The 22187-nt window shown below is 40.8% G+C and carries 20 protein-coding genes and 2 pseudogenes; 16 read left to right on the top strand and 6 right to left on the bottom strand.

Going from position 1 to position 22187, the window contains the following annotated elements; translation table 11 throughout:
• Window position 1: 1 nt before the first annotated feature.
• On the bottom strand, window positions 2–3550 hold the full coding sequence (locus U2P91_RS14125; protein ID WP_322519828.1) for a DNA polymerase III subunit alpha: 3549 nt from the start codon (window positions 3548–3550) through the stop codon (window positions 2–4).
• 511 nt (window positions 3551–4061) lie between these two features.
• On the opposite strand from U2P91_RS14125, the gene glpK reads away from it, so the two are divergent.
• The 12 genes from glpK (at window position 4062) to U2P91_RS14065 (ending at window position 14719) form a co-directional block, all read left to right on the top strand.
• Window positions 4062–5552, top strand: coding sequence for a glycerol kinase GlpK (gene glpK / locus U2P91_RS14120; RefSeq protein WP_322519827.1), 1491 nt, complete (start codon window positions 4062–4064; stop codon window positions 5550–5552).
• Window positions 5553–5692: 140 nt separating this feature from the next.
• Window positions 5693–6304: a glycerol-3-phosphate responsive antiterminator gene (locus tag U2P91_RS14115; RefSeq protein ID WP_111889377.1), complete on the top strand. Its 612-nt coding sequence runs from the start codon at window positions 5693–5695 to the stop codon at window positions 6302–6304.
• 111 nt (window positions 6305–6415) lie between these two features.
• On the top strand, window positions 6416–7885 hold the full coding sequence (locus U2P91_RS14110; protein ID WP_111889376.1) for an NAD(P)/FAD-dependent oxidoreductase: 1470 nt from the start codon (window positions 6416–6418) through the stop codon (window positions 7883–7885).
• Window positions 7885–9156, top strand: coding sequence for an NAD(P)/FAD-dependent oxidoreductase (locus tag U2P91_RS14105; RefSeq protein ID WP_416173386.1), 1272 nt, complete (start codon window positions 7885–7887; stop codon window positions 9154–9156). Before U2P91_RS14110 ends, U2P91_RS14105 begins: the two co-directional genes overlap by 1 nt.
• Window positions 9153–9521 (top strand): DUF1667 domain-containing protein, encoded by a 369-nt coding sequence (locus U2P91_RS14100; protein WP_111889374.1) that lies wholly within the window; start codon window positions 9153–9155, stop codon window positions 9519–9521. Before U2P91_RS14105 ends, U2P91_RS14100 begins: the two co-directional genes overlap by 4 nt.
• Before the next feature lie 185 nt (window positions 9522–9706).
• Window positions 9707–10471, top strand: coding sequence for a GDSL-type esterase/lipase family protein (locus U2P91_RS14095; protein WP_322519825.1), 765 nt, complete (start codon window positions 9707–9709; stop codon window positions 10469–10471).
• A 12-nt stretch (window positions 10472–10483) separates the two neighbouring features.
• The gene (locus U2P91_RS14090; RefSeq protein WP_322519824.1) at window positions 10484–10954 is read left to right on the top strand and encodes a DUF4358 domain-containing protein; all 471 of its coding nucleotides are present in this window, start codon (window positions 10484–10486) and stop codon (window positions 10952–10954) included.
• Between the two features lie 9 nt (window positions 10955–10963).
• Window positions 10964–12364, top strand: coding sequence for an MBOAT family O-acyltransferase (locus U2P91_RS14085; protein WP_322519823.1), 1401 nt, complete (start codon window positions 10964–10966; stop codon window positions 12362–12364).
• Between the two features lie 10 nt (window positions 12365–12374).
• Window positions 12375–13562, top strand: a complete 1188-nt coding sequence (locus U2P91_RS14080) for a DHHW family protein (RefSeq protein WP_322519822.1) — start codon at window positions 12375–12377, stop codon at window positions 13560–13562.
• A 98-nt stretch (window positions 13563–13660) separates the two neighbouring features.
• On the top strand, window positions 13661–13912 hold the full coding sequence (locus U2P91_RS14075) for a hypothetical protein (protein WP_111889349.1): 252 nt from the start codon (window positions 13661–13663) through the stop codon (window positions 13910–13912).
• A 110-nt stretch (window positions 13913–14022) separates the two neighbouring features.
• Entirely contained in the window at window positions 14023–14271 is a 249-nt protein-coding gene (locus U2P91_RS14070) for a hypothetical protein (protein WP_111889348.1), read from the top strand.
• 67 nt (window positions 14272–14338) lie between these two features.
• Complete coding sequence (locus tag U2P91_RS14065) at window positions 14339–14719, top strand: PH domain-containing protein (protein WP_322519821.1); 381 nt, start codon at window positions 14339–14341, stop codon at window positions 14717–14719.
• A 206-nt stretch (window positions 14720–14925) separates the two neighbouring features.
• Here U2P91_RS14065 and U2P91_RS14060 read toward each other — a convergent pair whose 3' ends face one another.
• Window positions 14926–15528 carry a 50S ribosomal protein L25 gene (locus U2P91_RS14060; RefSeq protein WP_322519820.1) on the bottom strand — a complete coding sequence of 201 codons (603 nt, stop codon included), beginning with the start codon at window positions 15526–15528 and terminating at the stop codon, window positions 14926–14928.
• A 643-nt stretch (window positions 15529–16171) separates the two neighbouring features.
• On the opposite strand from U2P91_RS14060, the gene U2P91_RS14055 reads away from it, so the two are divergent.
• The 4 genes from U2P91_RS14055 (at window position 16172) to U2P91_RS14040 (ending at window position 19776) form a co-directional block, all read left to right on the top strand.
• Window positions 16172–16849 carry a response regulator transcription factor gene (locus tag U2P91_RS14055; RefSeq protein ID WP_322519819.1) on the top strand — a complete coding sequence of 226 codons (678 nt, stop codon included), beginning with the start codon at window positions 16172–16174 and terminating at the stop codon, window positions 16847–16849.
• Entirely contained in the window at window positions 16846–17919 is a 1074-nt protein-coding gene (locus U2P91_RS14050) for a sensor histidine kinase (RefSeq protein WP_111889329.1), read from the top strand. The genes U2P91_RS14055 and U2P91_RS14050 overlap by 4 nt, the downstream gene beginning before the upstream one ends.
• A 100-nt stretch (window positions 17920–18019) precedes the next feature.
• Window positions 18020–18961, top strand: coding sequence for an ATP-binding cassette domain-containing protein (locus tag U2P91_RS14045; RefSeq protein WP_111889328.1), 942 nt, complete (start codon window positions 18020–18022; stop codon window positions 18959–18961).
• Window positions 18958–19776, top strand: a complete 819-nt coding sequence (locus U2P91_RS14040) for an ABC transporter permease (protein WP_111889327.1) — start codon at window positions 18958–18960, stop codon at window positions 19774–19776. The genes U2P91_RS14045 and U2P91_RS14040 overlap by 4 nt, the downstream gene beginning before the upstream one ends.
• A 472-nt stretch (window positions 19777–20248) precedes the next feature.
• Here U2P91_RS14040 and U2P91_RS14035 read toward each other — a convergent pair.
• The 4 genes and pseudogenes from U2P91_RS14035 to U2P91_RS14020 form a co-directional block, all read right to left on the bottom strand.
• Window positions 20249–21292 (bottom strand): annotated as a pseudogene (locus tag U2P91_RS14035) (TOTE conflict system archaeo-eukaryotic primase domain-containing protein); the annotation flags it as partial.
• 12 nt (window positions 21293–21304) lie between these two features.
• Complete coding sequence (locus U2P91_RS14030) at window positions 21305–21493, bottom strand: hypothetical protein (protein ID WP_111889325.1); 189 nt, start codon at window positions 21491–21493, stop codon at window positions 21305–21307.
• A gap of 53 nt (window positions 21494–21546) precedes the next feature.
• Window positions 21547–22068: a nucleotidyl transferase AbiEii/AbiGii toxin family protein gene (locus U2P91_RS14025; protein WP_111889324.1), complete on the bottom strand. Its 522-nt coding sequence runs from the start codon at window positions 22066–22068 to the stop codon at window positions 21547–21549.
• A gap of 13 nt (window positions 22069–22081) precedes the next feature.
• A pseudogene (locus U2P91_RS14020) lies at window positions 22082–22187 on the bottom strand (abortive phage infection protein); the annotation flags it as partial.

Here is a 22187-nt window from a genome sequence, read left to right as displayed (position 1 = left end):
TTTATTTTACCTCCACATTTTTTATTCCTAAAATTTGTCCTAATTCAGTGATCAGGGTTTCTTCAAGGGTAACCCATAAGTCTTTATTGGCCCCAAAATGCTTACCTTCGTTTTTTAAGTATAACACCACCGGCACCGATCCCGGATACTTAATTAGAATCGATTTTACCGATTTTATCAAGGCTTTTTCTGTTAAATCCCCTAAACTCAAAACCAGCTTTTGGCGCTTTTGGACTCCGTCATTGTTCTCATATGGCGCTTTGCTTTCGGTTACAGCCAGGTTTTGTATGTTCTTAGGCGGTTCTCCGATGGGATAGATCTGAGCTGCAATCACCGAGGTTCGAGCTTCTTCATTGTAATTGATTCGCCCCTTGATCACCAATGGTTGATCTTGTTTTAAATAACGACGATACTCATCATATGTTTTCGGAAAAACTACCACTTCGATGCGCCCATAAAGATCTTCAAGGGTTAGAAACGCCATCATCTGGCCTTTCTTTGTCATCATCGTTTTGCTCTCCACAATTAAACCACCAATACTGACTTGCTGTCCGTCCCGAATACCAGCATCTTTTAAATCCTGATAGCTGTCAACACTGCTGGAAAACAAGGTGACGGTTTTTTTTAAGATATCTTCATATTTTTCCAGTGGATGGCCGGTAACGTAAAGACCTAAAACTTCTTTTTCCAATGCTAACCGTTCTTCTTTGGAAAACGGCTCTTTTTGAGGGAAATGATCCTCCTTCAGCGTTGTCAGTTCCTGTGATCCACCCAGTCCGGCCATATCCAAAAGGGACATCTGTCCGGAAATGCGATCTTTCTTTTCTCGCTGAACCTGATCGACAATCAGTTCAGCAATGGCCAGCATTTGCGCCCGGCTGTTGCCGATGCCATCAAATGCCCCGCCCTTAATAAGACTTTCGATGCTGCGCCTGTTTAAGGATTTCAGGTCCACCCGCTCACAGAAATCCCGTAGATTCAAGAAATTGCCCTTGGCTTTGCGTGCTTCAATAATAGCGGCAATGGCATTTTTACCGAGCCCCTTAACGGCTCCCAAACCAAAGCAAATCGAATTACTAGAAACACTAAACTTCTCGTAGCTTTCATTAATACTGGGTGGTAATACATGAATACCCATTTTTCGGCAATCTTCTATATATTTCGCCACTTTTTTCTCATCATCCATAATACTCGACATTAAAGCCGCCATAAACTCGGTGGGATAGTAGCACTTCAACCAGGCAGTTTGATAGGCGACAACGGCATATGCCGCCGCATGGGATTTATTAAAGGCGTATTTTGCGAAATCTTTCATTTCTTCAAAGATTTTTTTTGCCGCCGCTTCTGATACCCCCCGGCGGATGGCACCGTCAACTAGAACTTTTCCGGTTTGATCGACTTCACCATGGATAAAAACCAGACCCTCGGCCTCCATCACGCTAATCTTTTTCTTGGACATGGCCCGTCTGACCAGGTCACTTCGTCCCATTGAAAAACCAGCCACATCGCGAAATATCTGCATCACCTGTTCCTGATAAACCATACACCCATAAGTGACGTTGAGGATATTCTCAAGAATGGGATGATCATAGGTAACCAGAGAGGGGTTTTTCTTGTTTTCAATATAGCGTGGAATCTGATCCATCGGCCCAGGCCGATAAAGTGAGATCCCAGCGATAATATCTTCAAAACTGCCCGGTTGGAGTTCCTTGATAAATTGCTGCATGCCCCGGCTTTCCAATTGAAAAACACCCAGGGTGTCGCCTTTTGAGAGCATTTCATAAACCTTGACGTCATCCATTTCCAGACTGTCCAGATCCAGACGACGACCAGTGCTATGTTCAATATGCTCCAGGGCATCGCGGATCACCGTTAAGGTTCGCAGGCCCAGAAAATCCATTTTGAGCAGGCCCAGATCTTCCAATAAACCCATCGGAAACTGAGTTGTGATTACATCATTGTTTCGATAAAGCGGGATATATTCAACCAGTGGCAAATCTGAAATGACCACCCCGGCGGCATGCGTCGAGGCATGCCGGGATAAACCTTCAATGGACTGAGCGGTCTTAACCAGCTTGGCAATATCGGCATCTGAATCTTCCATTTTTTTAAGTTCAGGATTTTCTTTTAAGGCTTGTTCAATGGTGATATTGACCCCTGGATGAATGGGTATTTCCTTGGCCACCCGATCGACCAGGCTGTAAGGCATATCGAGTGCCCGGCCAACATCCCGGAGCGCACCCCGAGCCGCCATGGTTCCAAAGGTGATAATCTGAGCCACCCGGTCTTCGCCATACTTGTTCACCACATAATCGATAACTTCCTGACGCCGTTCGTAACAAAAATCCACATCAATATCCGGCATTGTTACCCGCTCCGGATTTAAAAAACGTTCAAACAGCAACTGATACTTAATCGGATCGATGGTGGTGATTTCCAAACTATAGGCAACCAGGCTGCCGGCAGCACTTCCCCGTCCGGGCCCAACCATGATCTGATTGTCTTTAGCATATTTGATAAAATCCCAAACGATGAGAAAATAATCATCAAAGCCCATCGTATGAATGGTTTCCAATTCATATGCCAAACGATCTTGTAATTCTTTGGTCAGCGTTTGGTATTTTTTTACCAATCCTGCCATACACAGGCTTTTTAAATAGTCTCTGGCCCTTTCACCGGGAGGCAATTCAAACTGCGGCAGGTGGGTTTTTTCCAGGTCAAAGCTGACCTGACAGCGCCTGGCAATGCGATTGGAATTTTCAATCGCTTCGGGCAGATCAGCAAAGAGCTTACGCATTTCTTCCTGACTCTTTAAATAAAATTCATTGTTGGGAAAACGCATCCGCTTTTCATCCGAAACGGTGGCTGCGGTCTGAATGCATAAAAGAATGTCATGGTTTTCACTGTCTTCCTTGTGGACATAATGGACATCGTTCGTCGCCACCAATGGAATGCTCATTTTTTTTGATAACTGAATCATCCGCTCGTTTATCAACGCTTCTTCCCTGAGACGATGATCCTGAATTTCCAGGAAGAAATGATCTTTACCAAAAATATCCTGATAAACCCGACAACGCTCTTCTGCTCCAGCCAAATCATTGTTTAGGATCAATTGCGGAATCTCACCAGCGATACACGCAGACAAGCAAATAATACCATCGCTGTATTTTCTTAAGCAGTCATGATCCACTCTGGGCTTATAATAAAACCCATCAATAAAACCTTTTGAAACAATCTTCATGAGATTTTTATACCCAAGGTTGCTTTCTGCTAACAAAATGAGATGAGCTCGTTCTTTGTCATAGACGGGATCCTTGTTTTCAAGGCCTCTTGGAGCAACATAAACTTCACAGCCGATAACCGGATGAATTTTTTCCTTTAGACAGGCCTTATAAAAATCAACGGCACCAAAAAGCACCCCATGATCGGTAAGCGCAATACTCTCCATGCCACTTTCCGCCACCGCCTTAACAAGCTCGTTGATCCTGCCAAAACCATCTAATAGACTATATTCGCTATGCACATGAAGATGTGTAAACTGTTTTTCCATCTTTTCTTTCACTTTACTGTTAAAATTTAATTTCATGTTTTTCTAATTATTTCCGATTTCTTTAATTTTTATTATAACATAGATTCTTAAAAATAAATAGACATTTTGTCCCAGGCGGTTGAAATTGATCCCAGCAGCCGTGGCCTATCTATTTTCTACATTATATACTATTTTGCACTGATTATTCATTTTCATTTTAAATGATTTATTTCAACCGTTTTTTTTATTTGTTATTTATTTAACATTATTTTTTACTGGTAATCCTTTACATTATTTCAGAGTTATGTTAATATATGTTTGTAAACAATTTTACCTTTGCTTACGAAAAGATTCACTAATTTCATATATTGGCAGGAGTTATGGAGGGCCGTACTTTCGTTTTTACATTAAGAGAATATGTAAATCTGTTAGTATGTGCTTTTTTTGTTTGGTTTTATTGTTTTTTCTATGATTTTATTATGTTTTTTAAACATAATCAAATAAATAATCAAATAAATAGGGGGTTATACTTATGAAGAAGTATATCTTATCACTGGATGCAGGAACTACAAGTTCAAGAGCGATTTTATTTAACCATGACAGCGAAATCGTCAGTGTTGCGCAAAAAGAATTTACCCAAATCTATCCAAAAGCCGGTTGGGTTGAACATGACGCCATGGAAATTTGGGCTACCCAAAGTGGTGTTGTCACTGAAGCTTTATCAAAAATTGGCGCTACCGCTGAAGATATTGCTGCTATTGGTATCACAAACCAACGTGAAACAACTGTCGTTTGGGACAGAAAAACTGGCGAACCTATTTATAATGCCATTGTTTGGCAGTGCCGTCGTACCGCATCTTTCTGTGATGAATTAAAAGCCCGTGGATTGGAAGACTATGTTCGTGAAAACACCGGTCTTGTAATCGATGCTTACTTCTCTGGAACAAAAATTAATTGGATTTTAAATAACGTTCCTGGTGCACGTGAAAGAGCTGAAAAAGGCGAACTGGCTTTCGGAACCATTGATACCTGGTTAATCTGGAAATTAACTGATGGCAAGGTACATGTAACCGATTATTCAAATGCTTCCCGCACGATGGCATTTAATATTAAAACCCTTAAATGGGATGAAAAAATGTTAAAAGAACTGGATATCCCAGCTTCTATGTTACCAGAAGTTCGACCATCTTCAGATGTTTACGGATCAACTTCTCTTTACGGAACAGAAATTCCCATTGCCGGTGCTGCTGGTGACCAACAAGCTGCTCTCTTCGGACAAGCTTGCTTCGAACCTGGTATGGCTAAAAATACTTATGGAACCGGTTGCTTTATGCTGATGAACACTGGTGACAAACCCGTTAAATCGAACAGTGGCTTGATTACGACCATTGGCTGGGGCTTAGATGGCGAAGTTGATTATGCCTTAGAAGGTTCAATCTTCGTTGCCGGTGCTGCGATCCAATGGCTAAGAGACGAAGTTCGACTGGTTGATTCTTCACCTGATAGCGAATACTATTGTAATAAAGTTGCTGACACCAATGGTGTTTATATGGTTCCTGCTTTTGTTGGACTGGGTGCTCCGCATTGGGATATGTATGCTCGTGGTGCTATCTTAGGATTAACTCGTGGTGCCAACAAGGCTCATTTAATCCGTGCTACTGTTGAATCCCTCGCTTATCAGACAAAAGATGTTCTGGATGCGATGGAAAAAGACTCAAACATCAAATTGGCGGCATTAAAAGTTGATGGCGGCGCTTGCGCTAACGATTTCTTGATGCAATTCCAGGCTGATATTTTAGGCGTTCCTGTTGATCGTCCTTCAATCGTTGAAACCACTGCTATGGGTGCTGCTTACCTGGCTGGTTTGGCTGTTAAATTCTGGGATGGTAAAGCGGATGTAACTGCTGCCTGGAAACTGGACCGTTCATTTAAGCCTGCCATGGATGCTGATGTTCGTGCTAAATTATATGCTGGCTGGTTAAAAGCTGTTGAAACTGCTAAAGGCTGGGAAGACGCCGAATAATCTAACTACATTAATAATTCATTAATCAATAAATTGTTGGGGTGTTTAACCACACCCCGGCAATTTAGATTTTACTCTTTCCTATTTTTGTGATTGTGTTATAATGAATTTGCAAATACGATCCAACCGGGAGGAGTTTTATGTCGACGAGAAAATGTCTTCTCATGTTTCAAGACAACCCCATTATTGTCGCTGTTCGTAATCCGAAAGATATTTATGATGCCATTCATTCGAAATCGCAGATCATCTTTTTATTGACCGGCAATGTCTATAATCTTAAAAAAATGGTGGAGCTTTGTACTAAATCAGGTAAACACGTGTTTACCCATTTGGATCTTATTAAAGGTTATTCACAGGATAATTATTTTATTAAGTATCTAAAAGATGAGATCAAGCCAACGGGAATTATTACCACGAAAAACAATATTATCACTCGGGCAAAGCAGGAAGGTCTGATGACTGTTCAGCGTTTATTTCTATTGGATTCTTCTGCCATGGATATTTCAATTACATCGGCAAAGAAAATTAAGCCTGATGCCATCGAAATTTTACCTGGCCTGGTTCCAAAGCTGATTACAGCTGTAAAAAAGGAACTCGATATTCCAATTGTTACCGGGGGATTCATAGAGACAGAGGAAGAAGTTCGTTCGTGTCTTGCTGCTGGCGCACTATCAGCCAGTACATCTCACAAGCCTTTGTGGGATAAAATAGAACTTATTCGGGAAGAGCAGCGATTGCTCCAGAACGAATAAGCAAAAATAAAATACAAGGCAACGGAGAGCCATACTGTTTTCTTAAATGAACCCTTATTTAAGAAAATTGTATGGCTTTTAATTTTTTATTATTCTTAGGAGGAATATATTATGTATGATATCGCCATTATTGGAGCTGGTATTGCCGGTTCCTACATTGCTCGGGAATTGACCCGATACAAACTGGACATTGTTTTATTAGATGGAGAAAATGATGTCGGAAATCAGATTACAATGGCCAACTCTGCCATTGTTCATGCCGGTTTTGATGCCCCGGCCCATAAATTGAAAGGAAAATTCAACGCCGCTGGAAATCTTATGTACGATCAGGTTTGTGAGGATCTGGATGTGCCCTTTAAACGATGTGGTTCCATGGTTGTTGCTCATAACGAGTACGAAATGGCAACCCTGCACGAACTTTATCAAAACGGTTTAAAAAACGGAGTTCCTGGACTTCAGATCTTATTTAAAGATGAAGTCCACGCCATGGAGCCCCATATCCATGACGATATTTGCGGCGCTCTTTATGCTCCGACAGCAGGGATTGTGTCCCCCTTTGAACTCTGTATTCACGCGGCTGAAAACGCTGTCGACAACGGTGTTACCCTAAAGCTTAATCATCTGGTCAGTGATATCATAAACCACAATGACCACTTCGAAATTATTACCAATTCCGGAAATGTGGAAGCTAAGTATGTCATTAATGCTGCCGGCTTATTTGCTGATGATATCTATGAAATGGTTGGCAAACCCTACTTTAAACTGCTTGCTCGTAAGGGAAATTATTTTATCTTTGATAAAGAAGCCGGTTATCTGGTTAATAGTGTCATCTTCCCATGTCCTTCAAAAAAGGGCAAAGGTATTTTAGTGGCACCGACCGCTCACGGCAATCTGTTAATTGGACCGGATGCTGAACCCGTGCACAAAGGCGATATTTCGACCACCACTGAGCGCCTCGACTATATTAAAGAAAATGCCCTTAAAAACTGTCCTTCGCTACCATTTAACAAGATTATTAGGTCCTATGCCGGACTTCGAAACACTCCTGTAAAGGATACCTTTACAACGACTGATGGTGATTTCATCATTGAAGAATCGCCCGTAAAAGGATTTATCAACGTGGCTGGCTATGAATCGCCTGGACTCACCTCAATTCCTGCGGTTGCTCACTTTGTGGTCGAAGAAATTGTGAAACCAATGATCCCAGATATCGAAGAAAATCACGACTATAATCCTAAGGTCCGAAAGCATCTGCGTTTTGATGAAATGACCGAGGAAGAAAAAGTTGCAATTATTAATGAAGATCCAAAATACGGCAAGGTTATCTGTCGATGTGAAACCATCACTGAAGGTGAAATCATCGATGTTATTCACCGCAGTGCTGGTGCCCGAACCGTTAAATCAGTTAAAAAACGCTGTCGTGCCGGTATGGGACGCTGTCAGGGTGGCTTCTGTTCTCCCCGGGTTGTGGAAATTCTTTCCCGCGAACTCAATGTTCCATTAGATGAAATTATGTACGATCAACAGGATTCGACCTTCATTCTCTCAGGTCAAACGAAATCCGTTCAGGAGGAGGCGTAATCATGATATATGATGTTGTTATTTTAGGTGGTGGACCCGCTGGTTTGGCCGCTGCCGTTGAAGCTAAAAATGATGGAGCAGAAAATGTCCTGATTCTGGAAAGAGACCGGGAATTAGGCGGTATTCTTAACCAGTGTATTCATAATGGTTTTGGTCTGCATACGTTTAATGAAGAATTAACCGGACCGGAATATGCCGAACGTTATATTGATAAGGTAAAAGATCTTAATATTCCTTACATGCTCGATACCATGGTACTTGATATGCATGACAACGGGGAACTCAAATCCATCCACGTTATCAATGAAGAAAACGGGTACATGGTTATTGAAACGAAAGCTGTTATTCTAACTATGGGATGTCGGGAACGGACCTCTGGTGCCATCGGTATCCCGGGGTATCGTCCATCGGGTGTTTTCACTGCCGGTACTGCCCAACGTTTTATCAACATGGAAGGATATATGGTTGGTAAAGAAGTGGTTATCCTCGGCTCTGGTGATATCGGTCTAATCATGGCCCGACGAATGACCCTGGAAGGTGCTCATGTTCAGGCTGTTTGCGAACTAATGCCCTACTCTAACGGTCTGGTTAGAAACATTGTTCAGTGTTTGGATGACTATGATATCCCGCTAAAATTAAGCCACACCATCACCTTTATCCACGGTAAGGACCGATTAGAAGGCGTTACCGTTGCCAAGGTTGATGAAAAACTAAAAGTGATTCCTGGTACCGAAGAATATATTCCCTGTGATACCCTCCTGCTTTCAGTGGGCTTGATTCCCGAAAATGAAATCACTCGTAATGCCGGTGTTACCATGGACAACCGAACCAACGGTGCCATTGTCGGTGAACTGCGTCAAACCTCTATGCCTGGTGTTTTTGCCTGTGGAAATGTGGTTCATGTTCATGACCTGGTGGATTTTGTCAGCGAAGAAGCGGTCCTGGCCGGTAAAGGCGCAGCCAAGTATATCAAGGGTGATCTGGCTAGTGAGATTACCTTTACGACCACCAACGGCGACGGAATTGGTTATGTCGTTCCGCAGCAGGTTGCCATGAAAAACGTCGAGGAAAAAGTTACTTTCTATATGCGTGTGCGACAGGTCTTTCAAGATAAAGTGGTTAATGCCTATATTGGCGACCAATTGATCGCCACTAAAAAAGAAAAGAAATTACTGCCCGCCGAAATGGTTAACTTTAAGATCGCCAAAGATGTTTTAGCCCAGTATCCTGCCGGAGAAATCCGATTTGTCGTAGAGGAGGCAAAGAAATGAAAAAAGATATGACCTGTATTGTTTGCCCCATCGGGTGCCAGATGACCATTGAAGAAAAAGCGGATGGTACCTATGAGGTTACCGGCAACACCTGTAAACGTGGTCCAAAATATGCCATCAATGAAATGACCAACCCAACCCGGGTTATTCCCACTACGGTGGTGATTAAGCATGCCATGCTTCCCCGCCTGCCGGTTAAAACCGCGGAGCCCATCCCCAAAGGCCAGATTTTTGATGCCATGGCCGCTATTAATCAGGTTGTTGTGGAAGCACCCATAAAAACCGGTGATGTTGTTATCAAAGATCTTTTAGGTCTTGGAATCGATGTGGTTGCTACTCGAACCATGGATAAGTGCTCGTTCTGATATCTCAATAAATAGCGTCTGAAAATAATTCCCAGAGTTGTTTTCAGGCGCTTTTTTATTTATCTACTTTTAAACCACTATTCGTAACAACAAAATATTAATTTGTTACAAAACAGACATTGAATTTCTACCTGCTATTGTGATATGTTTAACTATACAAATTCGACAATAAAAGGTGTTACTCTATGTTTGAAAAAATAAAACAGCGTGTCCAGGCAAATCCGGTTATTGTTATGCTGATTCCCGGTGTTATAATGATGCTAATTCTGGTTATTGTGTATCAAACCACCGCCAGAGAAAACGCAAAACTTGACGAGGGTGTCGAAATCCTAACTGCACTAGAAGCCCGGGATCTCTATACCATGGAAGAAAAAATTGACTACATGAAGCGCAAAGCCGTTGACCCCGGCGATTACACCGCATTATTTGGCAATGCCCTTGTTTTTGGTGATTCCATCGCCGAGGGACTAGGTTTATTTGGATTTTTAAACCCGACCTCACTGGTTGCGATGATGGGAAAATCAGCCGAAAACAGTCAAGGAGACGTCCAAAGTATCGTTGAACTGGCACCGCGGTATGTTTTTTTTGAGTTAGGTCTCAATGACATCAGTCATCCCGATAGTACCCTGGACGCCTATATCCTTTCTTACGAGAAGCTTATCGATTCAATCCGGTTGCAATTACCGAATACCCAAATCTATGTTTGCAGTATCTTTCCGGTTACCGATGAAGCCCTCAAAGAAAACCCCGAGCTCAGTCAAATTGAAACCTATAATGCTGCGTTAGTGGAAATGGCTGCCCGAAAAAATATCCATTATATCAATACCTACCCGCTTTTGAAAAACAACCCACAGTACCATGAACAAGACGGCATCCATGTGATCCGTGAGTTTTACCCACTATGGTTGGACACGCTTGTGGATAACAGCAATTTAAAAAATTTATTATAGAATTGGACCATCATGAAAAAAATTTTTGTACTTCTATCCATTCTAATACTTGCGTTACTCTCTTTTGGCTGTCATTCTGCCGAGCAGGCACCTTTATCCCAGGTGGAAAACGATCTGCTCGCCGCTTCCCAAAACCTTAGCGGGATGGAAAAGGGGGATGGAAAAACATTGAAACGCTATTACGGACTCAATATGAGTGACTATCAGGAAGTTTTAATTTACGTCCCGGCCAATTATATGGATGTATCCGAAATCCTTGTGATTAAAGCCTCAGATTCCGCCCAATTGGATCTGATCGAAGGGGCCGTTGATGTCCGCAACGCCATGCAACTGGAGAGCTTTGGCGGATACGGACCGAAGCAGGTGGAGCTACTTGAAAATCATGAGTTTAAAATTGTGGGAAACACGCTTTTTTATTGTGTATCACCTGAAGCGTCCACATTAAAAGATACCTTTGTCAAAAGCATCAAGAATAATCCCTAAGGAGTGACCATGGTTTTTAGCAGTATTTTGTTTATCTTTGCTTTTCTTCCCATTGCATTGGGTCTGTATACCATTATCCCGAAACAGGGGAAAAATTTAATCTTGCTTCTGATCAGTCTATTTTTTTATGCCTGGGGAGAACCGATTTATGTTTTCTTAATGCTTTTTACCATCACCTTCGACTTTGGCATGGGACTATTGATGGACAAAAAGCCCCATTTAGTCCGGAAGCAAATTTTTATTTTTACTCTCATCGTGAATTTAAGCATTTTATTCTTTTTTAAATACTGGGGGTTTTTACTGAGTATCATTAACCAGATCTTTGGTCTGGGGATTCCCTACACGCCCTTACCCTTACCGATCGGGATTTCATTTTATACCTTTCAGATTCTCTCCTATGTCATTGATATCTATCTGAAAAAGGTTCCGGTCCAAAAAAACATCATTTCCTTTGGCTTGTATGTCACCATGTTTCCGCAGCTGATCGCTGGACCGATTGTTCGCTATAAGGATATCGACGATCAGCTAACCGAGCGGGTGATCAATCAGGAAAAATTCGGAATCGGAGTGGAACGTTTTATCCAGGGTCTCGGCAAAAAAGTTCTGCTGGCCAACAATATCGGCTATATCTGGACCCTTATTTCAGCCATAAATGTGGGTGAACTGTCAGTACTTACCGCCTGGATCGGAATTATCGCCTTTACCTTTCAAATCTATTTCGACTTTAGTGGTTATTCGGATATGGCCATTGGTTTGGGGAAAATGTTTGGTTTTGAATTTCTCGAAAACTTTAATTATCCCTATATCTCCCGAAGCGTATCCGAATTCTGGCGACGCTGGCACATTTCACTGGGAACCTGGTTTCGTGAATACCTTTATATCCCTCTGGGTGGTAACCGTGTTCCCATCCCCCGGCTCTTTTTAAACCTCTGTATTGTCTGGTTGTTAACAGGCCTCTGGCATGGTGCCAACTGGAATTTTGTCGTCTGGGGTGGCTATTATGGGCTGATCCTTTTTGCTGAAAAAGTATTCTTAAGCGCACTGCTGGAAAAACTGCCAAGATTTATTCAGCACAGTTACACCCTGATTCTGGTTATAATCGGCTGGGTTTTCTTTGCCAGTCCGGACATGGGTTTTGCCCTGTCTTACCTGCAGGTTATGTTTTTTACTGCCGGTGCGTCTCTGGTTGATTCAACCGGCCTCTATTACCTAACCACCAGTCTCATTTTATTACTTATATGCGGCATCTGCTGTACCCCGTTTGTTCATCAACGCTATAACAAACTGATTCACCAGGAAAAAAAATGGGTGATCACTTTTGGACTGGGACTTAACAGCGTGATTATGTTTTTATCCATTGCTTATTTAGTAACAGAAACATATAATCCTTTTTTATATTTTAGATTTTAGGTGAAGTAATATGCGAAAAAAAGATAACCATCGTGAACATGATCAATATGCTCATTCTTTATTTTATAAAAAATATATTAATTTATTGGGGCTGCTCTTTATCGGGATCATTGCCTTTTTCTCCCTGGCCTCACTGATCCTGCCCGATACCAAACTGTCTGAAAATGAAAACCGGATTTTAACCCAATGGCCCCGTTTTTCTGTGGACAGCATCATCGATGGCCGCTATATGAAAAAAATGCAAAAGTACACGGCCGACCAATTAGTCGGGCGAAATTTCTGGATTCATACCAAAACCAGTACCGATCGCCTGATCGGAAAAAATAGCTCCAATGGGGTTTATTTCGGCAAAAACGCCACCCTGATCGAAAACTTTGATCCTTTACCTGTTGACACTGTGGCGCAGACTCAAACTGCATTAAACCAGTTTGCTGAAAAGCACTCCGATCTAAACCACTACTTTATGCTGGTTCCCAATGCGATTAGTGTCACCGCTGATAAACTGCCAGCCTATGCTCCGGTACTAAATCAAAGCGACTATATCAATAGCTTTACTGCCGGCTTGCAGGAACACTTCAGCGTTCTTGATCCCAGTCCGATTTTAGCAGAACATCAGGACCAACTTTTGTATTATAAAACCGACCATCACTGGACCACTTTAGGTGCCTGGCTTTCTTTTCAGGGAGTCGCCGATAGCATGGGCATTAAAGCAGACCCTGATGCCTATATCGTTTATCCTGTTACCCACTCATTTTCTGGTGCCCTGGCTTCTAAAAGTGGCTATTTGACGTCTTCCTCCGATACCATTGAGGTTTATATTCCTAAAAGCGACGATGACTATTCGGTGGTAAGCTATGTGGAAGAACAAAAAAAAGCCGCTTCCCTTTATGACAGCGAACAATTAAAGGAGAAGGACAAATATGCCGTTTTTCTGGCTGGTAATCATCCCATTATAAAAATTAAAAATCCGGTACTGAATGAAAAAAATCTGCTGATTATCAAGGATTCATATGCCAATGCTTTTATTCCCTTTTTAACCCCTTTTTACAGTGAGATCACCGTCGTTGATCCCCGTTACTACTATGATAGTATTGATGATCTCATCGCTGATGCCCAGATCACTGATGTACTCTATCTCTTTAATGCGAACTCCTTTTTCCGGGATACCAGTTTGGAACCGGTACTAAACGACGATTAAGTATTTTTATAAATATTCAAAAATACTATGTCAAGTTTTGACAGAACAGGATATAATGTATTAAAGACAAATATCAACAAATCTTAGGAGGATACGAAATGGGCTTAAGATACTCGAGTAAAGTAATCGATGGAAAACTAAATATTAGAAATGATTATATCCAAACCGAGGGCGGTGATTTTCAGAAGCTGACAAAAAACTGGATTATAAAGGCCTACGAAAAAGCACAAGAACTTAATGACCTTGAATCAATGGAAAAACTGGAGCAACTAAAAATTGATATCTGGATTCCAGGGGAAAACAATGAGCTGGGAAAAAACGTGAGTTGGAGCTTAAAAGATGAGTTATAAATAATTCACGATCTGCTCTAAGCTTAGAATTATTTTTAATCAAACTAGTTTAACTCTCCATTAATTGGGTATTTTATTAAGATATAAATACTTAATAGGAGGGTTTTTTTATGAGACAAATTATGGGGATTCAGGTTGGTAATCGCGAAAGCGAAGCATTGAAGGTACAGGAATTGTTAACCAAAAATGGATGTATTATTAAAACACGTCTTGGTTTGCATGAATCTTCTGAAGAATTGTGCAGTATAACCGGACTGATTATTTTGGAGTTCTTGCCCGACAAGGAAGACGACATCGCCGTTATGGAAAAAGAATTAGCTGCCCTTAATACAATTGTAGTCAAAAAAATGGTTTTCTAAAACTCAAAAAAAGTTACTCAATTATGACTACAATTGGGTAACTTTCTTTGAAATAGAAGGAGTTGAAATGATCGACTTTAAAGCTTCACGCTTCATCATTACTGACAAAAAAAGTACTTCCATGATTCAGAAGAGTATCCAAGCTATGCTAAATGATCAGGAACAGGTGGTAGAGTTTTATGTAGCGGATCGATTCCCTTTCCCTTCTGAGGTATTGTTTACCTCTAAACGGATTATTATTTGTACCTATGAAGATCCTGAGCTTCCAATTTTCACTTTTCTACCCTACTCAAAGTTTATTGCTTTTTCTGTAAAAAACTCAAATAATTATGATTTGGAAAATGAATTAGAATTATATAATTACTTTGTTGATAAAATTTCCTTCGAATTTCCAGGTAACTACAACTTAAGCCTCATTATTAAATTAATCGGCAATGCAATCGGTTAGGGTGTTGTGCTGCACCCTAATGTGATTTTTTCATCCGTAAGTACCACAAAAATATAGCGTATAGCAAGTTTGATCTACCAAACCTGCTATACGCCATCTACTTGAGCTACATACTATTTACTTGACATATAAAAGTGCTTTCACGATAATGCAAAGGCATATAATTAAGTATTTTTTTGACACTTGATCAATAAACTTTGGCGGTTTTATTCCTGCACAGCTTCTAACTCATCTTCTGTGACTGTATCTTCTAATCGCATTTCATTTATCAGCAATACAATTTTATCCGCTTCAATTTCTGATTCAATGCCTTTGGGATAACTAATATCGCCAACACAGATTTTGTCGTTTAAATTAAGATCCGTTACATCGATTTCAAGATAATCCGGTATATCCTGTGGCAATCCTGTCACAAGGATTTTGTCCATTTGCTGCACAAAATTTAGTTCTCTTAATTCGATTGCTTCCCTGCCGATTATTTTAATATTAAGATCAAACTTAATGGGTTCGGTAATCGATACCTCCTGAAAAACGACATTTAAAATTTCACCTTTAATTGGCGCATGTTGAATTTCTTTTATCATTGCAGCATATGATTCCTGCCCCTCAAGATCAAGCGTAAATAAATAATTCTTCCCATATTTATGAATGTTTTTTACTAATTCATCTTTACTTATTTTTACTGAAACGGATTCCAGACCTTTTCGATTGATCGCACCGGGAATATAACCAATTTTCCTTAGTTTTTTTCCTGCACTGCCACTCATTTTTTCTCTTTTTTCTATTGCAATTGTTACTTTTTCGTTCATATTATTTTCTCCTTTTAATAAACTCTCACATCGTATTGTTCGTATTGTCTTATTTGATAACTATCAATTAAGATCCTGCCAAATTATTCATATTAATGTATTTCTACTACGTTCTTTTAATTATACCAAACATATGAATCAATATCAAGTTTTTTAAGAAAAAAGCAACAGTACGCTAACAATGCCCTGCTCATGGGCTTCCCAAAGATGCCACCAACCAATAAAGCAGGTATCAAACTCTCCCTGAAACAGGTATTTTAGAACATACGAAGGAAGACAGACGCAAAATCCAGTTCCGACAAACCCATTATCTTACAGGCGGGGCTGACTGCATTTGCAATCAATTCTCGGATGCTGTCAATCGTGAATTTAAATACAACTTTCCCCCCCAAAAAAAATAAGTCACTGATTTTTGCACCCATTCAAATCTTTTGAAGGACAAACAGATAATCTATGGATGGATTTTCCACAATCTGAATTGCAGAGATTTTGATTCGGAATGTTCAACACTATCAATCCTCAATTCTTTAACTTACAAGAAAGCATATCACCACATTCGGAAATAATCAAAAGTTGCAATTTTTTTGCTTCGTTTAATCTCCGTTTACATCGATATGATACAATTTAGAAGAGGTGATGAAAGATGAGTAAAATTATGATTGTTGACGACGATTCGAACATCCGTGAACTTGTGATTGCTTTGCTTCAAAACAACGGATTTGAAGTATGCGAGGCAGCAGACGGACATGAAGCGCTACAAAATATCGATATTGATAACCCTGATCTGGCAATTATCGACATCATGATGCCGAACATGGACGGCTTTGAGCTCTGTCGTCATTTGCGTTCTTATTACGAAAACATGCCGATTTTAATGCTGACGGCCAAAGGTGAGCTCGCAAACAAGGTAAAAGGCTTCGGACTTGGCGCCGACGATTATCTGACCAAGCCTTTTGAAGGCGATGAATTGGTCGTACGCGTTCAGGCGCTGTTGCGGCGTTATAAAATTGAAGCATCCCAGATAATCCAGATCGGCAATGTTACGATCGATAGAAACCGCCACAGCATCACAATGAATGGCTTACATGAAGATATTCCGATGAAGGAATTTGAATTGCTCTTCAAGCTGGCAAGCTTTCCCGGTAAAACATTTTCCCGCAACCGATTGATTGAAGATATCTGGGGCGTTGATTTTGAGGGAAACGAACGGACGTTAGACGTCCATGTAAACCGATTGCGCGATCGTTTTCCGGAGCAACAGACCGGTTTTAAAATTACCACCATCCGGGGTCTTGGATACCGGTTGGAGGTGGTCTCATGAAACAGACTAAACGACCTCCTGCCGCAATTTCAGTAGCTTTACTTTTTTTTACTTTTGGCTGTTCTTTTGCCGCCGGGTATGGCATTACAGTTATGATTTACCACTGGACCGGCACGCCTTCGGAATTTTGGACTCATATTATTTCAGGACTCGTTGGCATGATTTTATTTATATGTGTGGCATCCGTTTCCAGATTAATCGCTAGTAAGTATTCAAAAGGTATCCAGCAGCATCATGTTATGCAAAATCAATTACTAAACGCTATGACAAGAATTGCCCAAGGGGATTTCGACGTCTTTATCGAGACTTGGGATGAGTACCACCACAACGATATGGTGGAGGGAATCAATAAAATAGCGAAAGAACTTGGCACGATGGAACAGCTACGACAGGATTTTATTTCCAACGTATCTCACGAGATACAGTCTCCGCTGACTTCCATCAGCGGTTTTGCCGCATTATTAAAAAGCGACACCCTAACAACTGCACAAAAAAATCGCTATTTAGGTATCATTGAAACCGAAAGCAAACGGTTGTCCGCTTTAAGTGATAATCTGCTGAAGCTATCAGCGCTGGAAACTGGAGGTGAACCTTTATCCTTCATCGAATTCAGGCTCGACAAGCAGTTAGAGGATGTTGCCCTGATGTTAGAGCCACAATGGAGCACCAAGCATATTGTGATGGAAGTGGATTTGGAAAGATTATCAATCCAGGGCGACGAGGGGTTGCTGTCTCAAGTTTGGGTGAATCTTCTCCATAACGCTATAAAATTCACGCCGGAAGGTGGAATGATTCACGTTATATTGACGTCCGATCAAACAAAGGTGTGCTGTCAGATTATCGATACCGGTATCGGTATCCGGTCGGAAGACCAGATCCATATATTTGAGCGCTTTTATAAGGTCGATAAATCCCGCGACCGGGCTCTCGGCGGTAACGGACTCGGACTCTCTCTCGCTAAAAAAATTGTAGAATTGCATGAAGGTCAAATTACTCCGCAAAGCGAAATCAATAAGGGCACAACATTTACGATCACCCTGCCGAAGTTGCTTTCCATCAAAGACCGATAAACTTTTTTTCGCATTTACATTGTGTTTAAATGCCATTTATATTGTGTTTAAATTACTTTGTTAAACTAATTTCGAAGTAAATAAACAGGAGGTTATTTTTATGTCGATGATTCAAGTAGAAAATCTGATAAAACAATATGACAAAGCAAAAGCACCGGCCGTCAAGGGGGTCAGTTTTGCGGTGGATGAAGGCGAGTTTTTTGCTTTCCTCGGTCCCAACGGAGCCGGAAAAACCACCACTATTTCGATCCTGACCACTACATTGTCCAAAACTTCTGGCATCGTAATGATTGCCGGCTATGACATTGAAAAAGAAGCAAAGCAGGTACGGGATAAGGTAGGGATCATCTTCCAAAAGCCCAGCCTCGATCTACAGCTCTCAGCGGAGGAAAATATTCGCTTCCATGCTTGCTTATATGGGATGTACAGTTACCGTCCATCCTTTCGGCTTATGCCCGCAGAATATAAAAATCGTGTCATGGAACTCGCCGAGATTGTCGGAATTCGGGATACCATCTTTAAGCCCGTCAAAAAGATGTCGGGCGGCATGCAACGCAAACTGGAGATTATCCGCAGTCTCATGCACACACCGGCCGTTTTGTTTCTTGACGAACCGACGCAGGGACTGGACGCGGTAAGCCGTAGAAGTCTGTGGGAATACATTAATAATGTCCGCAAAGAATACGGGACAACGGTTTTTTTAACCACACACTATATCGACGAGGCTGAGCATGTGGATAAGGTATGCATTATTAATAAAGGACAGATTGCCAGCTGTTGCTCGCCGGAGGAAATGAAAAAAAGTCTGCTACGCAAGGAAATTATTCTGGATGCCGAAGACCGGATAAGCTTGACGAGTGAACTTTCGGAGCTGGGATTGTTACATAAAAAGGATACGCATATCATCGTTCCTTATCAGAACAGAACGCCGCAGGAAATTATTTCCAAACTTAAAACCAAACTGACGGTATTGGAAATTAAAGAGCCATCACTGGAAGACGCATATGTGGATTACATTAACAAAACGGCAGGTGCAGCATGACTGAAATTTCATTGACAAATAGAAAATCAAGAGTCAAACGAGAAATCAATGCCGTTATCACGATCGCTCTAAGGGACATAACTCTGGCACTCCGGTCACCCGGTACAATTTTTACGAGTCTTGCCATGCCATTGATCATGATGGGGATGCTGGGCGGCAGCCTCGCTGAGAATATGACGGGAGGACTCCGTTTCGATTACAGTAAATTTATGATGGTCGGTATGATGGTTAATATGCTTTTTATGGTCACAACCATGGGAATGACATCATTGGTCGAAGACCATACCACGGATTTTACTCAGGAGATGCTGGTTTCTCCGGTCTCGCGCTATTCGATCGTGATCGGTAAAATTTTCGGCTCATCCTTTGGTGCTATTATCAGTATGGCCGGCACCTTAATTGTTGGGATCATCATGGGAATTACCCTGAATCCCGGACAGCTGCTGATGATTCTCATCCTATCACCGCTGATGTGCCTTTCCGGCGGCGCTCTGGCAATGATCATCATCGGGGTTATCAAAAGCAATAAGACAGCCAATACTGCTGTGATGCTTATCACCATGCCGCAGATGTTTCTTTCCGGAGCGATCATTCCAATTAATAACTCCAGTGGCATTCTGTATGTCTTAAGCCATGCCATGCCGATGACATACTGCCTTGACCTGGTTCGCGCGGTGGTCTACGCTGGAACTCCGGAATACGCAAGCGTTGTATTATTTAATCCCGTGGTGAACTTTACCGCCATTGTCGTGTTGACCGTGATTTGTTTGATGATCGGTACCTTTCTTTTTGCCCGCTCGGAAAAAAGCAGGTAAAACAACATGAACAAAAGTATTGGTAAAATATAGATTATCATGTAAAACTCAAATTTTAGTTATAAACATACTCCGCCGCCAAGGGGATATAAACTTGATCAAGCATCTTCTTTAAATCCTCAAAGCACGTGGAGTGCGTAGCATTGATGTTAATGGTAAGTGATTAATGTACAAAAACAATTTTAAAACAAAAGGAATGGCTGTTTAAAGACATTCCTTTTGCAAAAATATAATCATTTTACTGGAGCTAGCGGGGGGAATCGAACCCTCGACCTACTGAGATTACGAATCAGTAGGTCTAGGGCATACATTATACGAACGATAAAGACAAAATGCCAACCATCATTTTTTGTCTTCATATACTTTCTTATCTAAGCCTATTTTTTTATGGAAACCTCATCCAACAGCCTCCCTGGCAAGGTGATCTCCAACCGATTATCATGCAATGCCACCCGGGAGTAAGTATTTTAATCTATTGACTGATATGTTCATAAATAATACCAGTCAATTCATTTGCCAATGCCCCATTATCAATCCGAATTAAAGATTGCTCATTTAAGCATCTCCCCAGAATATCGATACCGCCATACCAGACAATTCTACTATCAATAATCATGAACCGATATCGGTTATTTTTTATCTGAATCACATCAATTCCTTTTCCGCTTATTTTTTCAATAATCGCTTTGATATAATTCATTTGCTTATCTGGAAAAGCCACAATTTCATTGGTGCATAAGGTTACTCGTATTCCTGATGAATATGTTTTTAAAAGCACGTCTTTCACTTTTTCAATTTTCTTTTTCTGCAGATATGGACTTGAAATTAACACATTTTTTTTTGCCCTTTCAATATCCTTCAATACATAATCAAAATAATTTGATTCATCGAAAATACCATTTTCAAGATCAGACGTACTGCTACTGGTTTTTATACTGTATCCTAATGATCGGTATGCCGTTAACCGTTTATGATACATTCGTTCCAAAACTGGTATATGGACATCAACATAGTCATAGATAAGCACTTCCTTTTTACCTTCATAATTCCGATGAAGTCGTCCGGCATATTGAGCAATCGTTCCTTTCCACGCAATTGGCATGACCATAAATAAAGTGTCTAATCTTGCTTCATCAAAGCCTTCGCCAATCAGCTTTCCGGTAGCGATAATCACGTACTTTTCGCCACTTTTAATTGCCCTGATACTCTCCACCGCTTTTTTTCTATTCTTCGCCGTTAAATTGCCTGATAATTCAATAACATTTACGGTTTTGCCACTTTGAAGCTCAACCAATTGTTTGATATGGCTGGTTCTTTCTGTCCCTAACAAGTGTTTTTTCAGTTGTTTTCTGTCCAGTGACGCAAAATTACTTTGCTTACATTCCGTACACTTTGTCCGGGGTTTATTACAGATGCCTGGTTTGAAGTCATTAAAGCAGTATGGTGAATAGCCTGGCTTATTTCGCCACCGTTTGGCACAAACGTCAGTTCTGCCTCTGAAAACCGATAGAAATAAATCAAGTTTTTCCTACGTTGAACTCTTTTTTGTTAGACCAATTGTATCTTCAGCGTTTGTTAAATTTTCTGCTTCTTTAACAATACCGTTAACTGTGGATTCCTCAGCGATCGTTGATTTAAGATCCGCTATTGTTGCTTTTAACTTTTTGTTTTCACTCAATAATTCCTCGTATTTTTCCAATAGTTCAACATATTTCACTTATCTCACCTCGCATCAATCATTTCGGGCGATAAGAATTCACCGTCTTATTCTCATTTGTAAGTTCTATCTTTTGAATACCAATCTTCAGAAAAATCTTCTTCCTTAATGATTGCATTCATCGGCTTTCCGATAAATTGAACAACCATATCAACTACAATTTTAAATTCCAGATCAATTTCCAATGAATTCCTGGAAAATGACTTCCATCTTTTTTGCATATCATCGTCATTATACATATCTGATACTTTTACAATCGTGGTTTCATCAAAAATAGTTTTTCGATTGCTCAATGTATTCAAAAGCGCATCCTTCAGTATTTTTCCATCAAAATCGTAATGGTCTGCCAGGTAATAGATATCATAATAATCTTTCATTCTACTGGTAGTTTCCATCCGACTTATGATTGCATCCCATTTCTCTGAAACTGTTGATTCAAGAGAATAAGTGAAAATATTTGGTGATTCAAACCCACTGATCTGTACGCCAATTTTTCTACTTTCCGCATCTGGTATAATGACATCGCCAATGTCAATATCGAATGGTGTTTTAGTATTGGCGATAACGCCCACCATTTTGATCCTGATACCAAGGTTTGGATTTCAATCCCTTTGCGGCTGCGGATCAGATCACAGATGGTTCTTTCCATATCATAAACCGGAACCGTATGTCCAAAGGACGTCTGAGCAGTTGT

This window comes from Acetobacterium sp. K1/6 (genome assembly GCF_034438075.1).
Taxonomy (GTDB): Bacteria; Bacillota; Clostridia; order Eubacteriales; family Eubacteriaceae; genus Acetobacterium; species Acetobacterium carbinolicum.
This window is presented reverse-complemented; position numbering and strand designations above follow the sequence as displayed.

Bases quoted from the DNA above. Each gene is read 5' to 3' on its own strand.
- glpK (WP_322519827.1), top strand. From the start codon at position 4,062: ATGAAGAAGTATATCTTATCACTGGATGCAGGAACTACAAGTTCAAGA.
- U2P91_RS14110 (WP_111889376.1), top strand. From the start codon at position 6,416: ATGTATGATATCGCCATTATTGGAGCTGGTATTGCCGGTTCCTACATT.
- U2P91_RS14075 (WP_111889349.1), top strand. From the start codon at position 13,661: ATGGGCTTAAGATACTCGAGTAAAGTAATCGATGGAAAACTAAATATT.
- U2P91_RS14100 (WP_111889374.1), top strand. From the start codon at position 9,153: ATGAAAAAAGATATGACCTGTATTGTTTGCCCCATCGGGTGCCAGATG.
- U2P91_RS14040 (WP_111889327.1), top strand. From the start codon at position 18,958: ATGACTGAAATTTCATTGACAAATAGAAAATCAAGAGTCAAACGAGAA.
- U2P91_RS14115 (WP_111889377.1), top strand. From the start codon at position 5,693: ATGTCGACGAGAAAATGTCTTCTCATGTTTCAAGACAACCCCATTATT.
- U2P91_RS14070 (WP_111889348.1), top strand. From the start codon at position 14,023: ATGAGACAAATTATGGGGATTCAGGTTGGTAATCGCGAAAGCGAAGCA.
- U2P91_RS14055 (WP_322519819.1), top strand. From the start codon at position 16,172: ATGAGTAAAATTATGATTGTTGACGACGATTCGAACATCCGTGAACTT.
- U2P91_RS14025 (WP_111889324.1), bottom strand. From the start codon at position 22,068: ATGGTGGGCGTTATCGCCAATACTAAAACACCATTCGATATTGACATT.
- U2P91_RS14095 (WP_322519825.1), top strand. From the start codon at position 9,707: ATGTTTGAAAAAATAAAACAGCGTGTCCAGGCAAATCCGGTTATTGTT.
- U2P91_RS14060 (WP_322519820.1), bottom strand. From the start codon at position 15,528: ATGAACGAAAAAGTAACAATTGCAATAGAAAAAAGAGAAAAAATGAGT.
- U2P91_RS14065 (WP_322519821.1), top strand. From the start codon at position 14,339: ATGATCGACTTTAAAGCTTCACGCTTCATCATTACTGACAAAAAAAGT.
- U2P91_RS14125 (WP_322519828.1), bottom strand. From the start codon at position 3,550: ATGGAAAAACAGTTTACACATCTTCATGTGCATAGCGAATATAGTCTA.
- U2P91_RS14090 (WP_322519824.1), top strand. From the start codon at position 10,484: ATGAAAAAAATTTTTGTACTTCTATCCATTCTAATACTTGCGTTACTC.
- U2P91_RS14045 (WP_111889328.1), top strand. From the start codon at position 18,020: ATGTCGATGATTCAAGTAGAAAATCTGATAAAACAATATGACAAAGCA.
- U2P91_RS14085 (WP_322519823.1), top strand. From the start codon at position 10,964: ATGGTTTTTAGCAGTATTTTGTTTATCTTTGCTTTTCTTCCCATTGCA.
- U2P91_RS14080 (WP_322519822.1), top strand. From the start codon at position 12,375: ATGCGAAAAAAAGATAACCATCGTGAACATGATCAATATGCTCATTCT.
- U2P91_RS14050 (WP_111889329.1), top strand. From the start codon at position 16,846: ATGAAACAGACTAAACGACCTCCTGCCGCAATTTCAGTAGCTTTACTT.